The organism is Shewanella sp. SP2S2-6, from assembly GCF_031931965.1.
Taxonomy (GTDB): Bacteria; Pseudomonadota; Gammaproteobacteria; order Enterobacterales; family Shewanellaceae; genus Shewanella; species Shewanella baltica.
The window spans coordinates 118,329-134,852 of record NZ_JAUOEQ010000009.1 but is presented as its reverse complement, the minus strand read 5'-3'; the positions used below and the strand labels follow the sequence as shown (position 1 = coordinate 134,852).

Here is a 16,524-nt window from a genome sequence, read left to right as displayed (position 1 = left end):
CGGTCGGTCACATTGATGGGGATCACCACGTCCTGCGTCTGGCCAGCGGCCAGATGTTGGTAGCTGGCATGACCCGGATCAAAGCTGTAGCTGCCGTCGGCGTTGAGCGTGAAGCCGTCGACTGGCTGGGCGATAGAGAAGGTTTGTGTGTCGCCGGCGTCCACATCAGTGGCGACCATGTGGCCGCTGAGCTGCGTACCGTCTTCGGTCACGGCCTGCGTCTGTGCTTGCAGCACAGGAACGTCGTTCGTGCCCTGCAGCATGACCGTGATCGTGTGCGTCGTGCCGTCAGCGCTGGTCACTGTCAGCGTGTCGGTCAGGCTCTCGCCTGACTTCAGCTGCTGGATCGCCGTCTGGGTGTTGTCGGCTGTGTAGGTCCAGGCACCTGTTGAATTGAGGCTGAAGTGCCCGTAGCCGGCGCTGCCGGCCACATCGGTCTGCACCGTGAAGTGCTCCTCGCCGCTGTCTACATCGCTGATCGTCAGCTGGCCGTTGGCTTGCAGATGGCCACTCTGGACGGGCTGGTCCTCTGTCACACTGCCGACGTCCACTCCGCCGATCACGGCGCCATCTGCGGCGCCCGTCACCGTGATCGTGAGGTTTTGCGTGCTGGTGGCGCCCGCGTTGTCGGTGACAATGATTGGGATGACAACATCTTGCGTCTGGCCCGCAGCCAGATGTTGGTAGCTGGCATGGCTTGGGTCAAAGCTGTAGCTGCCATCGGCATTCAGGGTGAAACCGTCCACAGGCTGGGCGATGCTGAAGGTTTGCGTGTCACTGGCGTCCACATCGGTTGCAATCATTTTGCCGGTCAGCTGTGTGCCATCTTCGGTGACTGCTTGTGTTTGCGCCGCGAGTACTGGCGCGTCGTTTGTGCCGTTGATGGTCACGGTCACGGTATGGCTAGTGCCGTCCGTGCTGCTGATGGTGAAGGTGTCGGTAAGTGTTTCACTAGCCTTCAGTTGCTGGATCGCGGCCTGTGTGTTGTCGGCGCTGTAGGTCCAGGCGCCAGTGCTGTTCAGGCTGAAGTGTCCGTAGCCGCTGCTGCCGGCCACATCCGTTTGGGCGGTGAAGCGGGCTTGTCCGGCATCGGAGTCGGTGATCGTCAGTTGGCCACTAGCCTGCAGATGACCGCTGGTGACGGCTGTGTCCTCGGTGACTGTGCCTTTGTCGGTACCCGCAATGACGGCGCCATCATCACGGCCAGCAACGGTGACACTGACCGTGTGCGTGGTGCCGTCGGCGCTGGAGACGGTGAAGCTGTCGGTAACGGTCTCGCCGCTCTTAAGCGCTTGGACGGCGGCCTTGCTGTTGTCCAGCAGGTACTGCCAATGCCCGCCCTCGTTCAGCGTTAGACTACCGTAACTGCCTGTCGTGGCAGTCTGGGCGATGAAATGTGCCTGGCCGTCGTCCACATCGGCGATGGTGAGCCGGCCAGTCACAGCTTGGCTGTTGTCTTCGGCCGTGCCGCCGGTGTTCACACCGCCGATGGTTGGGCCGTCGTTGCTGCCGGTGACTGTGATGGTGAGATTTTGTGTGCTAGTTGCTCCGGCGCTATCAGTTACAGTGACCGGAATAATCACATCTTGCGTCTGGCCCGCGGCCAGATGTTGGTAGCTGGCATGGCTTGGGTCAAAGCTGTAGCTGCCGTCGGCATTCAGCGTGAAGCCGTCGACGGCGTTGACAAGGCTGAAGGTTTGCGTGTCGCCCGCGTCAACATCGGTGGCAATCATTTTGCCACTGAGTTGTGTGCCGTCTTCCGTTACACTTTGCGTTTGCCCAACTAGCACGGGCGCGTCATTGCTGCCCTGTATCGTGACGGTCACGGTGTGGCTAGTGCCGTCAACACTGCTGACTGTGAAGGTATCGGTGAGGCTCTCGCCAGTATTGAGTTGCTGAATGGCAGTCTGCGTGTTGTCGGCGTTGTAAGTCCATACCCCTGAGGAATTAAGGCTAAAGTGTCCGTAGCCGTTGCTGCCAACCACATCGGTTAGTGCAGTGAACTGGGCTTGGTCAGCATCGGGGTCGGTAATGGTGAGTGTGCCATGTGCCTGTAATTGCCCATGCAGGGCAGATTGATCTTCGATAAGCGTTGCGGTGACGGTTCCACCGATAATCGCTTTATCATCAGCACCTTTGATCAGAATCGTGATCTTTTGGCTTGTTCCATCCAATGCTTGTACAAACAGGGTGTCAGTTAAGGATTCACCATGCTTGAGAGCTTGTATGCTGGGATTGTTGTTGTCTGCTGTGTAGGTCCAATGGCCATGGGTGTTGATGGATAATATGCCGAATTGACCTTGGAGTTGTTCGGCTGCAAATCCTGCTCGCCCGGTATCGGGATTGCTTACCCAGAGTTGACCGTCTGTATGGAGTTGTCCTTGAGAAAGGCGTTTGTCTTCAAACACCCTCATTACTGATGTGCCCATAATCACAGAGTGATCATCGGTACCATGAATGGTGATGGAGATGGTTTGCTGTGTGCCATCTTGGGTTTGTACCACAAGGGTGTCAGTGATGGATTCTCCGGTTTTGAGTGCTTGAATTGCCGTCTGCGAGTTATCTGCGGTGTAGGTCCAGTGGCCTAATTCATCAATGATGAGGGTACCAAACTGACCATATTGCTCTGTAGCTGTAAATAAGTGTGGTCCGTGGTCGTTATCTGTGATGGTAAGGTTGCCATCGGCCCTAAGCATGCCTTGATATGTGTCACTATCTTCAGTGAGTGAGGCCGAGGTTGTGCCTGATATTTCGGCCTTATCATCAGTTCCATTAATCGTGATTGTAATGTTTTGCCCAGTACCATCGGCGCTGTGGATAGTAAAAGTATCAGTAAGATGCTCACCCGATTTAAGGCTTTGAACGGTGGCCAGTGAGTTATCGGCGCTGTAGATCCAATGGCCGTTTACATCGATCGTAAGATAGCCAAATTGTCCCTGCAATGAACCTGCCGAAAAATGGGCTTGATCCTTATCTGGATCTTGGATGCTTAATTGACCTGATACCGTTAATTGGCCGTTGAGAGCCTGAGTATCTTCCGTCACTAAACCCGTCATATCACCTTTAATGATGGCGGTATTATCAGCCCCATTCACTTGAATGCTGACTTGCTGGCTAACAGGATGGCCTGATTGATCTGTTGCGGTGACGATAAAGGTTTCCGTCACTTGTTGGCCAGAGACTAGAGCAAGCGTGGCGTTTGCATGGTTATTTAGTTGGTATTGCCATTGGCCCGTGAGTGGATTGATGCTCAGTTGGCCATATTGACCTTGTCCATCAAGCACAGCCCAAGTGATTACATCGTTATGATCGGGATCGACACTGCGTAGTTGCCCCATCACTGTCTGCAAGGAGTCCGCCGAATTAATACTGGCGAGGTGCGATCCTAAAATTTGGGGCAGATCGTTACTGCCTTCGACATCGATGATGATGACAGTGTTTACTTGTTCGCCATTGGGGCTGCTGACGGTAATCGTAAATTGTTCGGTTTGATGCTCACCTTCGGCTAATGCATCAGTGTTAAGTGCATTATTATCGAGTTGGTAATGCCATTCGCCCGTTGTTGGATCGATATCAAGGTGACCAAATTGACCTTGATGTTCTGCGACCGTCCATTGGAGTGGGGTTACTATTCCCCCATGGGCGTGCAGTTTTCCAGAGGCACTCGCGACTGGGGCATCTTCTTTAACCGATTGATGGCCGGCTTGTTCGTCAATGGTGAGTGGGGTGTGCTGTTCAGTGCTAATGATTGGGGGGCGCACAATTTGAGTTAATGTGGTTCTTGCCATTGATACCGTTAATACTGCCGGTTCAATCTGCTGCTTAACATGTCCAATTTCAGGGAGTTGGCTGAGGGTAACAAGGGGCAATTGTGTGTCGTCAAAGTGTGGACCTTGCCCTAAATGGGTTGATTCACTCGAACCATAATCTTGGAACTTAGGGGCATTTTGGGTTTGCGTTTCATCCGCTTGCTGTGGCATCTCTGACAAGGTTTTTTCCGAGTCTGTGCTAGAGCTAGCTGACTGGGCTGTTACATGGCGGTTATCAATGTCTACGGTAGCGGGTTGCGAATCAGGCTTTTGCTCTGTCGATTCTTCGGTATTAACAAGCTGCGTTGCTGCGTGCGAGGGTAAGCGCCAAGACTTGCTTGCCACAATATCTGGGCTTGCAGTGCTTTGGACTTCACTCCCTCTAAATTCCTTTGCCTTGAGCTTGGCGACATCTTTATCAAGCTTTTTAGCGGCAATTTCAGATTTTTTGGCGAGTTTTGCTGAAATGCGACTTTTTCGTTTTGCGGTTGAGAGCGTTAATGGTTTTTTTTGGCTCATAGTTCGTGCTCCCTAGCGTTCACTAAAGGCTTCAGTCACATTGGTAAATACGGGTTTCCACAGGTATTGAAAGACGGTTTTATCCCCTGTGACAATATCCGCTTCGCCAGTCATACCGGGGATCAGCTCTAGCTTATCGGGTTGATCGCCAAAGTAGGGCTTGTCAATCGAGATTTGTACTTTATAAAAAACGCCGCCTTTTTCATCTGCATCTGTGCTTGGGGAGATGCGTTTGACGATACCATCAAGTGCCCCATAGCGACTGTAATCAAAGGCATCAATTTTTATGCGCGCGTTTTGTCCCACACTGACAAAGCCAATGTCCCGAGGGGAGAGTTTGGCCTCAAGTAGGGCTGTTGGCGTGGTGGGAACAATCACCGCAACTGTGCCACCTGGTTGAATCACACTCCCTGATGAGGTGTTTGGAATGGACTGGATGATGCCATCAACAGGGGAGGTAATGGTGTTTTGTTGCATCTGCAAATCGGAGGATTTTAAACGTGCGGTAATCCCTAATAATTCAGCTTGTGCATCAGTGCGAGCTTCACCAACCTCTTTTAGCAATGTGGCTTGTTTTTGCTCCAACTGCCGTTGAAGATTTTCAATATCCCGTGCCAATACCTGTTGTTTACCTTCCATACTTTTTAGTTCACGTATGTAGGAGTCTAATTTTTGTTGCGATTCCAGCATAGTGAGCTTAGAGATAGCCTGAGATTCTTTGATGGAATCCATCATATTGATGGTTTGTTGGGCTGAATTGATTTGATGTTTCAGTGGCGGAATTTCTTGATCAAGACTTGCCAACTCAGCTTTCGATTTGGCGATTTCCGCGAGGGAAGATTGAATGATGGCTTGTTTTTCGGTATTCATCCGTTCGAGATCACTAATATGCCCTTTCACAAGATTGGGATGACTTTCAAGGTAGCGAGCAAAGTTGGCCTCTCTGGATTCGATAAAAGCACTGTAACGCTCAATTTTGAGCACCAGATTAGCTTGTTTACTTTCCAGCTCTTCAGCGGCAGCTTGGCTATCGATGGCGATAAAGTTGGCGAGGACATCGCCTTTTTTCACTAAATCCCCCTCAGAGACCAAGATAGAGGCTATGGTTCCCCCTGAAAAACTCTGAATCACTTGTTGATGTCCAAGGGGGATAACCTGACCTTTCGCTTTGGCAATTTCTTCAATATTAGTGAACAGTGACCACACAAACATAATGAACACTGAACCCGCAATAAAGTAGGTGATTTGTTTGATGATGCGCTTTTCTGCTGGTGCTTCAATGGCTTGACTGAACTCGTGTTCTGGCAAAGAACGATGGTTAAGTTGACGATCATTCATTGTGTGTTGTCTCCATGCTAGCCACTGATTGGTTGCCATTGTCTACATTAGGTTTGTTTGGGATAGGACCAGCATAAACCACTGACCCTTTATCTAAGATAACGACCTTATCCGCGTGTTGGATCAGTTCTTGATCATGGCTAGTAAATAAAATAGTCGTTTTCCCTTTTAACTTGGTTAAGGTTTCGATAAAGGTTTTTTTCGCAAAAGGATTGCGGTTGGCTATGGGTTCATCCATGACAAGTAAAGGCGATTTTTTTAATAGGGCCCGAGCTAGGCTGATATAACCACTCCCAATCACCGAAAACATATTGGCTCCCTGAGCGGATAAACTGCGATTTAAATCGCCACCGAGCACCTCTTTTAAAGCGTCTCCACCTGCTTCATACAATGCTTGACACAACTCATCATCGGTGGCATCGGGTTTAGCCAGCCGTAAGTTATCTGCTAACGAGCCCGGTAGTAGTTCGGTGTGGGTCGGGCTGAATGCGGCCCATTGGCGTAAAGCTTCGGGGTCGAATTGTTTCAGGTTTTTACCATCTAAAGTGACAAAGCCTGCTTGGGTATCAATTACGCCTATGGCTGTCAGCAATAAGGTGCTTTTACCACTGCCATTAGGGCCGATAATGGCGACGGTTTCTCCTGCTTCAACATCAAATGTGACGCCAGAGAGTGCAGGTTCAGCTTCAGCACTGTAACGAAAGGTGACATGTTTAAAGTTGAGCGCGGGTGCTTTATTTAGGTTAGGTCCATCGAGGCGGAGTTGATTAAATTCGGTCGTCACCTCCATAAAACGGTCAAACTGGGTGACAGTACTGGTTATCATGTTAATTTTAGACGCCGAAGAAAATGCTAATTGGGCGGGGCCTGTGATGCGCCAAATCAACATACCACAGGCGATTAAAGCGCCGGGTGATATACTTTGATTTAACACTAAAAAAATGCCACAAAACACGGTAACTAGGGCTGTCATCAGCCCCATGGCATGGGCAACTGCCGCTGTCAGCCCATTACGTTTGGTATATAAAAATTGTTGTCGGCAGTGCTCACGGCAACGACGGATAAAATCTGCGTACCAGCCTTCGGTTTCCCCTGCGGTTTTCAGCTCTAATACATTTTTAGCTAGTTCATTGAGACTGTTTTGATAGTCATTACTGATGGTTGGGCTGGCGGCTTGGGTAAAACGGTTTAGGGCTTTCATCACTAGGTAAAACAGAATCAGCATACAAAATGGTACTAATACCAGCCAACCACTGAGAACTGTGATGGCAATAAGCGCCACGATCGTAAAGGGCAAATCAATCAGCCCACCTCCGCTAGGGCCTGACAATAATCCTCTCACCTTTTCTGCATTACGAAGTCGTGCTAAATGATTCGATAATCCAACTCGGGATAACATCATCAACGGCATACTGAGGAGTTGATTAAAGGATACGGCTGAGAGATCCCTTGCCAATTTATTGCTTGCTCTGGCCAGTACTTTGGCTCGCAGCATTCGGCTATAAATAAAAATGCTTAAGGCAAGCAATGCACCTATTGCGATCCCAGGTAAAATTTCGGGGGCTTGTCCTCCAATGACTCTGTCGTATACCGCCATGGTAAAAAGCGGTATCGCTAATCCGGTCAAGCTGGCGACGAGGCTTAACAAAAAAACGGGTTTGAACCACTTTTTTTGCTGCTTAAACTGGCTTGCAAAGCGACTCCTTTTTTGATTGGAAGAAGGTAGGCTATTAATAATAAAAACTTTTCCATCAGTGGGGAGTGTGAGTGGTTGCCATTGATGGTGTGGGCCTAAATACTCAAAGGTGTGCTGGCTTCTGCGGCCTATTTGCGGTTCGCCCTCTTCGGGTAGGATCAGGAACGGGTAAATTGTATGGCTGAGTACCTCGGGATCAAGAGATCGTAAATCGGCAACAACATGATGTTTTTTAAATAAGATATACAAATCTAAGTAACTCGCATCATCGACTAACGCACTGCGTTCAATATTCTTGGCTTGGGCATTAAGTCCGAGTTGATTAAATAGTGTGACTAGTTGGGATTTTAAGTTTGGGACAGACTGGGTTTGGCTATGCATTGTTAAAGTTCCCCATTTGACATCATGGTTGCATCCCCTTGAGATGAAATATGGATGCGATAGTCACTGATCGCTGCAATTTCCGTAAAATAGGAGGCCACAATCAGGGTGATGTGGTTTTTGAGTTCGAGTAACAAAGCAAGTAGACGTTGCTGAGAGTCTGCATCGAGGGAGACCATAGGCTCGTCGAGTAAGAGTATCGAAGGGGATTGGGCAAGCGCTCTGACAATGGCGATGAGCTTTATGGCACCCTTATTGAGCATTTGGCTGTCATTATTACCCACTAAGGTTTGATAGCCCGCAGGCAACTGCGCAATCGTGGCAGATAAGCCCAGTTTGTCAGCGAGAACCATGGCATAGGCTTCCCGCTCATGGCGAAAGAGAGTCAGGTTATCCAAGATGGAACCTGCAAATAACGTTGCCCATGGCGACACATAACTAATGGATTGGCGATACTCCAGCGGGTCATGTTCAGTTAATGGGATAGAATCAATCTTGATGGCACCTTCAGTCACCTGATGATATCCGCCCACGGTACTTAACAATAAACTGGCATGTGTGAGTGGGTTTGAGGTTACAGTGACCAGGCTACCCGCGGGGATTGTCAGGTTAATGTGCTTAAGCTTTGCCCCTGTTTGTTGTGCAGATACTTGATCAAATTGAATGGGGCCTGAGGGTAATTTTTGATGGTAAATCTTATTACCATTTAAGGATTCTGGAGGGGAGGCTATGATTTCGTTAACATCTTGCATTGCAGATTGCGCGGTAACAAACTTCGCTTTTAAACTGCCAATGGCACTTAAGGGCGCTACGGCTCGGCCTGCAAGGATTGAGCATGCGGCTAATCCCCCCGTTGTTAGATCGCCATTTAAGACTTCAAAACAGCCAATCAGTACCAGTGCTAGTGTGGTGGCCTGTGAAGCCCCCTGGATCCATTCTTGTAACTTGGATGATAGCCAATCAACCTCATTTTGCTGCGCTAATCTTTGGTAGTTGATTTTTTTGTAGGCAGAGGTAATTCGGGATTCCAAGGCTAGGGCCTTTGCCGTTGTTAAGCCTGATAACACTAAAATGAGTAAGCGGGTTCGTTCATCTTCACTTATGGCGAGTTCTCGGGTGGCGATGGCGAGTTTTTTGCCGATTTGCCACACTCCAACGCCTGCTATACCCCAAACCAGTATGGGGATAAAGACTAATGGCCCGCCAATATAGGCTACCAAGGCTAAAAATATGATAACAAAAGGGAAATCCATTAATGCGACTGCTGCTTGCCCAGAGTAAATCTCACGCATGGTCGCGATACTCGTAATTCCGTGGAGTATTTTGCCTGCCCCTAATTGCTCAACATGGTGATAATCCGCCTTCATTAGCCGGTCGACAAATTGAGTGGTGGTTTGTAGCTCATAGTTTGAAGCATTGAGGGCAAGCAACCAACTACGTATATAGCGCAGCAGCAGTTCCAGAAGTATCGCTATCCCAACGCCAATCGCTAATACACTGGCTGTGCCATAGGCCTCATTGGGTAAAATCCGATCATAGATTTGCAGCATAGTGAATGGTAATGCCAGTGACAGTACATTAATGAGCGTGGATGAAAGCAAAAGCTCGGTAAATGATTTGTGCTGTGCCAATAGACGTAAAGATTCGATCATGTTTCACACACCTTATATACGTTACATTTATCACGAAAATCAAAAAAGCGCATTAACATCACAATTAACATTATCATTAACAATTTATAGTGTATATCACCAAACAAATGAATTTTATTGCTTATTTAGTTTAACTTTTAATGTGTTTACTCTGTTTTGTTGTTAACATTATGTTTGCTTTATGTTGGTGGTCGATGTGGTGTTTTAGTGGTGTTAGACAACGTAATCATTATTTAGGGTGACAGTCGGGTATGAATAAACCATGTTCAAAATAAAGTACTTCATCATTTTTCTCGTCGTATTTGCACTCGGATTGGTGCTGGTGAAGGGCGTGGATCGCATCATTGCTAATAGCGTTATCGCGCGTGATTCGGAGATGCTCGCAAGTAAATTTCAGATGTATATTACTGAATCAGCTGAACAACTACTTGAAATGCCTCGCTTAGAGCCTAGTGTGATTTGCTCTGCAGAATTAGAAAGTCTATTGAAACAGAAAGCCTTTGACTCCAGCTTTGTCCGCTGGTTGGCCATTTACAAAGATAATCAGGTGCTCTGTCAGTCTGGCGTAATACCCCATGATTTAACTGCATTGAAAGCCCATAAGGTGAGAGAGAATTTAAGTATTGCGGTGGCAAGCCATAATACTCAGACAAGTCACGAATTATTTTTAATACGTCACATGGAGGGGATTGATTACATTACCAGTATCACTCCCCTTAGGCCGAGGTATTTTGTTCCTGTGGATTGCGAGCGATGTCTTGAGTACAAGGTGAGCTTAGATTCAGATCCTTATATTGAGTTTGGGTTTGATAATTTTGCTGATGAACCTTTGGTTTACCATGTCGTTCAAGAGCAAAATCCCTACTACCATGCGACCTTTGAGCTATCAGGTAATCGTGTTTTCCTTGAACAATATTCACAGCTCGGTTGGCGGGTCAGTGTAGCAACCGGGATTGTCTTAGGTTTGTTGGCGTGTTTAGTGTATTGGCGTTGGAACAACCATCAAATTTCCCTTGATAGTCAAATAAAACGGGGCATTCAGCGGGGGGAGTTTATTCCCTATTATCAGCCTATTGTCGATAGTAGTACGGGAATGCCTGTGGGGGCAGAAGTGTTGGTGCGCTGGCTTCGGCATGATAATCGGATGATCCCACCCAATCAGTTTATTCCCTTTGCTGAAGCGAGGGGACACATTCTTCCCATGACGACGAGTATGTTGAACAAGGTCATTAATGATATTCAACTGCTAGGGGGGCAATGCCCGCCGTTATTTTTTAGTATCAACATTGTGCCTGCTCATCTTGAAAATGATGATTTTTATCATCAATTACAAAAAATTGTCGAATCAGGAATACTGGGGCATCACAGGTTATCCTTGGAAATCACCGAGCGACTACCGATCAAAGATATGATGTTAGCTCGCCAGACACTCGATAAGATTTATGCGCTAGGTATTGACCTTAAGTTGGATGACGCAGGTACGGGCTATGGTTGTTTTAGTTATGTTCAACACCTTGGGATCAGTACATTGAAGATAGATAAGATGTTTGTCGATACCATTGGTCAATCCCATAATTTTAATGGCAAAACCTTAGATGCCATTATCTCGTTTGCAAACGAGTCTAAGTTGCATGTTATTGCGGAGGGGGTGGAGACGGTTGAACAGCAAGGGTATTTAGGTGAATTAGGAGTTAAACTTATCCAAGGTTACTATTATTCTAAGCCTTTGGCTGCGGAAGATTTTTTCAAGTTTACTCTTGCTTAGTGCTCGAAAATTATCGTCATGCGATGCGTAAATTCATCTTGTTATCATCGCAAAGTGCAAGTTTGAGGTTAATTCCTTTTGTCGATTGCATTTACCGCTCACTTAACGCGTGTTGAGGTTAGGTTGTGAGATAAAAAAGAGAGCTTAGCCGACGGGATACTAAGCTCTCAAAGGTTTGCAGGGGAGCGATACTCGCCTTGGCCTCGATTAGGCTTTAGGCGAGTCAATAGGGTTATTGCTTATGTTTAGGGCCTTGTTTGTTTTTCATTGGGTCGCCTTGATACCCCAAGGCTTGCCAATCAAGTCGTGTGCCTTTGTTATGGCAGTCGTTACAATTTAATGCTTGCTCCTTAGGTGATACCATGTGGTTGATACGCCACCACATTTCCGTTTCAGCAAAGCCATATTCGCCACTGTATTTCAGGCCTTTTTCTACCATAGTCGGGTTGGCTTCCATTCTGAGTTTGGCAGCTAAGCTCCAATCGAAATCGCTCCAGTAACCCCCTTTGCCATAGACTTTAGCGGTCACAAAGATATTGAGTTTTTTGTCGTAAATCTGCTTACCAGTATGCACTTTAAAGGGATAGATTTTGGCTTTGGCATCGTTAATATCACCCATTGGGTAGGTGAGTTTAGTGACGACATTCGGGTCCATCTTGTCTCCCGCCATATAGGCATTGGCGGTGCCGTTGTACCAAGCGTACTGGGGCTTAACCATTTTCTCCCATACAAAGTCACCCTTTTTCTTCTGATAGGTGTGTTTACCATATTGATCTACGGTTTCAGGCTTATCATCCCCTGCGGTTGACCAATCCCACTGCATCTTGGTGGGTTCATTCTTAGCGAAGAAGGGAATATGGCAGGTTTGGCAAGCCACGGTTGCGGTATGGGTATTGAGCTTTTTATTGCTGTGCGGCGCGCTATCGTGGCAGTTTTCACAACCTATATGGTCGATACCGCCTGGTGACACGCCCATGGCATTACCCGAAATTTGATGTTTTTCAGTGGTATGGCAGTTTTGGCATTGGAAGTCATTGCCATCACTGTCCATATGCACATCGGTCGCTTTGTCAGGGTAAGACATGGAAGAATCAAGATCCCCGTGTTTCACCGCATCACCACCACCGCCGTAGAAGTGGCAGCTACCGCAGTTGTCCCGTACTGGAGCGCCGACATTTTGGGCTATCTTCGCTAGATCGAGCTTAGCCATAGGTTCGCCAGCGCCCGCAGGATCTTTCACATAGGTGCCAGTGGTGTCGTGGCAGACTAAGCAGTCCACTTTGGTTTTATCTTTAAAATCAAAGGTGTTGTCCTTCCAACCATAGCCAGCATGACAGCTAGTGCAGCGAGGCTCATTGCTGGAGATAGACACGCAGAAGTTGTTAATACTGTTTTTCTTGCCCCGCACTACTATCCTATCGGGGAGTTTTTGGGCTAACTCCCAAGTCCAGTGGGAGGTTTTCATCACATCTGTTGCTTGGTCTTCGTGGCAGACTAAACATTGTGTGGTGACTTCGGAACCTGTGGTAAAGGGGCCTTTTAGTGCATCTTTATGGGGATTGGCGGCATAGGTTTGTAATGTCATGCCCGCCAAGGCAATAAATAAGAGTCTTTTCATTTTGTACTCCCGCCCTCGGCTTGACCGAGGGCTGATTGCGATTATCTATTCGGATTAGAAGTTAATGGTCAGTGAGGCGTTCATGTCGAAGGCGGTATCGACCACTGGCAACATGGAGTAAGCCGAACCTGCTAATACATCATCAATTTTTTGCGGAGCACCCACAGGTGTGCCGCTACCTGTGTATTCATAGTCGTAGTAAAGCCCGGCCAGTTTGATAAACATTTTTGGATTGATATCAAAGATATAATAGGCTTCGGCCACATGACCACGGGTGGCAAGTTTGCTACCGATAGGGTCGTCTTGGGCTTGGGTGAAGGGTGTCCAATATTTAGAACCATAGTTATATTCCAGACCAAACTTGCCGTAGGGTGCAGGAATTTGTACGCCGACATAAATGCCGTAACCGTCTTTGGTATCACTATCGTCACTGGTTTTAGGCACCATGATGATCTCTGTACCAGTGCTATTTAACTCAGCCTCGAAGATAGCATCGGATAACATGCCACCAAACATACCTGCGTTGCCATTGGGCTCGGCGCGAGTCCAGCCGAGTGAGGCAAACCATTTAATATCGTTTGCTTCTTCCCGTGCAAAGCCAATCCCGCCTAGGTACATGTCACCAATCACACCGCTGGGTTGTACTCGGGTAACAAAGTTAAAATTGTCGAACTTTTGCATATCTTGGTACATGGTCGGAGCGAAAATGCCCGCCAGCTGGGTCGGGAAGGCCATAGTGCCTTTAAAGCCGTCATTCACATCTTTAGCGCCAAACAGGGTGAACTGGAGGAAGTTGGTGCCATCGTTGATGGCATCGATATTAAAACCACCTAGGTGGGTATCTTTAGTGACTATGTCACCAAACATTTCGCCATTGCCCCATTGTGATTCAAAGCCTTGGCCGTAACAAAAACGGACAACTTGCCCTTCAACCCCGGTGATTTCCCCTAGGTTATAACCTAAGGTGGCGCCATCGAAGTTGAAGTTAACTAAATGGCCTGAAGGCGTGCCGCCACGTAGCTCGTTTTCACGGTAGTGGCTTGGTGGGCCATAGGTTGAAGGGCGACGGCCAATGGAGAGATAAAACTCGGAGCCGTTGATTTTTTTCCAGTCAAAATAGGAGCGTTCGACCCGCAACCAGTCGCCACTGGTATTGCCGCTGCTGGTGCCATCCATAGTGAAAGATCGCCAAGAGTCAAACACTTGCACTCCTGTGGAGTCGCCCCAGTTTTTGAACATACTGAGACGGCCAGCAAAGCTGACGTTATCCCATACTTTTGCCTTAAGGTTGAGGCGCAGTCGAGTGGTGTAGTAGATGTCGTTATCTATGTCCTGCACGCTTTTGGGGGCGAGCACATAGGGCATCACGCCCTGCAACATGCCATTTTGGAAGGCGGCGGCAAGGTCTGGATTGGCTTGCATCATTTTGCCAAGTGGCGAATTTAGATCGTTGGGCATGCCGAAGGCGCCCGACATAGCTTTGGCGCCAAAGTCATTGAAGTTGACATTAATCGCAGGGTTCCAAACCACATCACGGTAATGCAGCGAGTGGGCTTTGGTTCTAAAGTCACCAGTAATTTCAAGGCGATCTAATGACGTGTGTCGCTCGGTTTTATCGACCCGGTTATTGAGGTCGTCTAATTGTTCCGTGATATCTGCGAGTTGTTGATTTAACTCCGCTATTTTTTGAGCTTCGGTCTGTGGGTCCTGGGGGGTAGCAAAAGCGCTACCGGACATAAACAGTGCATTTGCAACCAGTATTGAGATAAGGGTACGCATAAGGTTTCTCCCTGAGTTTTCCCTACGGCGCGTTCAACTTAAGCTGAATTGCGCCAAATTTACCCAATAGGAGTCCCTGAGGTGTGTTCCCCATTTTTCTCACATTGGGTTTGAGTGTTAAGCCGCTAGGTGTAAAGCAGTTGCAGGGCCGCTCTGTGCTATGGCTTTAGGCTGTTAAGGCGCGAAGGCCTTGCTCGAGATCAACCGCAGGTTTGAGGTTGGTCTGAGTCCGCCGCGTGGTCATACAGAAATTGCTGTATGTCCTTGAGATCTTGCTCCGAGAGGCCGTTGAATACTTCAGGCTTGTTTTTGTGTTTATCTTTATCGAAGAAGCGATCCCACTGGCCCATGGTTTTAGCCATAGGGGTGAGTTCGCCACCCTCACCACCTTGGCCGTGGCAGGCTTTACATTCCTTTTTGTATAAGTGTTTACCTTTCTTTGGGTTGCCCCCCTCCGCAGCATAGGCATTGATGCCTATTCCCCCGATTAGCGCGAGTGCGATAGCGATCTTTACTGACGTTTTCATCATCTCATTCCTTTATTTTTTTGTGATCAAATATGCGGCTTTGTTGGTGAAATACATTTATTGATTTCACCTTGTTAATTAATTTATCAAATCGAGGGCGCTGCAAATTTGAGGTGCGTCACTTCCATTAGAAAAATCTAATTGATAAAAATTTCATTGATAAAAATCTAATTGATTGGCGGCATAAGGGTTTTAACGGGGATTTACATTTTCAAAAACAAAGGTTTGTTTCTATAGCTAAATTAGCTTGTTGTGTAGCAAGGTAGGTTTAAGGTCGAAAAGGGCTAAAATTCGACAGTGATCGAGTTAACACTTTGTAAAATTTACTATATCTAAAGTAGTAACTCTGAATAATTTGGCTCGATTAGAAGCGTCTAGGCTTGATGGATTGCTTGCTATTCGGCTTATCAGATAAGCGAAGATAAAGCCTAATCTCGACTCAGAGAGGGTCATGCAGCGTGCTATAGGGAGCACGCTGTGTTTTGCTCGGCATTGGGGCAATGCAGCGTAGCAAGCAAATCCTTTAAGGTTGCTGACGTGTTGGCGCCAAAACTATCTCACGCACACAGACATTTTGCGGTTGTTGCCATGCAAACAGCGCGGCAGCGGCGACGTTTTCAGGCGCGATTACGCCGCCCATTTCATCTTTCCAGTCATGGTAACCGGCTTTAATGTCATCGCTGGTGGTATGGCTTAGCAACTCAGTTTCTACCGCGCCGGGAGCGATAGTGATCAGGCGTACGTCATCCATTGCGACTTCTTCACGAATGTTTTCTGTTAAGGCGTGCACGGCAAATTTAGTGGCGCAGTAAGCGGCGTGGTTTGGAAAGGTTTTACGCCCCGCCACTGAGCTGACATTAATGATAGTGCCAGTTTTGCGAGCTTTCATGTCGGCTAATACCGCATGAATGCCATTAAGTACGCCCATCACATTGATATTGAGCATGCGGCTCCATTCGTTAGGATCTTGCACATCGATTTGACCCAGCAACATCACACCCGCGTTATTGATAAGACAGTCGACAGGACCGAATTGTGCTTCGGCTTGGGTTATGGCGGTTTTAATGGCTGCAGCGTCGGTGACATCGACGCTGATAGAGAGGCTGTTAGGTAATTCAAGCGCTTGCATTGCTTCAACCCGGCGTGCCAGTAATAACAGTGGGTGGCCTGCGGCGCTAAAACTTTTGGCCATAGCGGCGCCAATACCCGATGAAGCGCCCGTGATGACCACCAGTGATTTAGTAACTTGATTCATTAGTATTTCCTATTAATTGAAGCCAATCTGAGCCGTAAACAAATTGTTCTTCGGCGTCTTAAAGTTGGCAGTAGTATAGGCTGGGGATTTTTAGCCGAAAAATACTTATTCCAGCTGGATATGATAGGCTCAGCCTATGACACTATTGTCGAACTTTGTACTTAATTCGCCGTTGTCGGAGAAGA

At 47.7% G+C, this 16,524-nt stretch carries 9 protein-coding genes; 1 reads left to right on the top strand and 8 read right to left on the bottom strand.

Going from position 1 to position 16,524, the window contains the following annotated elements:
• The 4 genes from Q4Q57_RS09235 to Q4Q57_RS09220 all read right to left on the bottom strand — a co-directional run.
• Nucleotides 1-4,328 (bottom strand): VCBS domain-containing protein (locus Q4Q57_RS09235; protein WP_311890645.1); only part of this gene is annotated, 4,328 nt, incomplete at its 3' end.
• A gap of 12 nt (nt 4,329-4,340) precedes the next feature.
• Complete coding sequence (locus Q4Q57_RS09230) at nt 4,341-5,666, bottom strand: HlyD family type I secretion periplasmic adaptor subunit (RefSeq protein ID WP_311890644.1); 1,326 nt, start codon at nt 5,664-5,666, stop codon at nt 4,341-4,343.
• Nucleotides 5,659-7,743, bottom strand: coding sequence for an ATP-binding cassette domain-containing protein (locus tag Q4Q57_RS09225; RefSeq protein WP_311890643.1), 2,085 nt, complete (start codon nt 7,741-7,743; stop codon nt 5,659-5,661). Before Q4Q57_RS09225 ends, Q4Q57_RS09230 begins: the two co-directional genes overlap by 8 nt.
• 2 nt (nt 7,744-7,745) lie before the next feature.
• Nucleotides 7,746-9,395 carry an ABC transporter transmembrane domain-containing protein gene (locus Q4Q57_RS09220; protein WP_311890642.1) on the bottom strand — a complete coding sequence of 550 codons (1,650 nt, stop codon included), beginning with the start codon at nt 9,393-9,395 and terminating at the stop codon, nt 7,746-7,748.
• A gap of 262 nt (nt 9,396-9,657) precedes the next feature.
• Between Q4Q57_RS09220 and Q4Q57_RS09215 the strand changes: the two genes are divergently transcribed.
• Nucleotides 9,658-11,160, top strand: a complete 1,503-nt coding sequence (locus tag Q4Q57_RS09215; RefSeq protein ID WP_311890641.1) for an EAL domain-containing protein — start codon at nt 9,658-9,660, stop codon at nt 11,158-11,160.
• A 232-nt stretch (nt 11,161-11,392) separates the two neighbouring features.
• Here the strand turns inward: Q4Q57_RS09215 and Q4Q57_RS09210 are convergent, their stop codons facing one another.
• The 4 genes from Q4Q57_RS09210 to Q4Q57_RS09195 form a co-directional block, all read right to left on the bottom strand.
• Nucleotides 11,393-12,778, bottom strand: coding sequence for a tetrathionate reductase family octaheme c-type cytochrome (locus tag Q4Q57_RS09210; protein WP_311890640.1), 1,386 nt, complete (start codon nt 12,776-12,778; stop codon nt 11,393-11,395).
• 54 nt (nt 12,779-12,832) lie between these two features.
• Nucleotides 12,833-14,557 carry a DUF3373 family protein gene (locus Q4Q57_RS09205; protein ID WP_311890639.1) on the bottom strand — a complete coding sequence of 575 codons (1,725 nt, stop codon included), beginning with the start codon at nt 14,555-14,557 and terminating at the stop codon, nt 12,833-12,835.
• A gap of 200 nt (nt 14,558-14,757) precedes the next feature.
• On the bottom strand, nt 14,758-15,087 hold the full coding sequence (locus tag Q4Q57_RS09200; RefSeq protein ID WP_311890638.1) for a cytochrome c: 330 nt from the start codon (nt 15,085-15,087) through the stop codon (nt 14,758-14,760).
• A gap of 520 nt (nt 15,088-15,607) precedes the next feature.
• Complete coding sequence (locus Q4Q57_RS09195; RefSeq protein ID WP_311890637.1) at nt 15,608-16,339, bottom strand: SDR family oxidoreductase; 732 nt, start codon at nt 16,337-16,339, stop codon at nt 15,608-15,610.
• Nucleotides 16,340-16,524 lie beyond the last annotated feature (185 nt).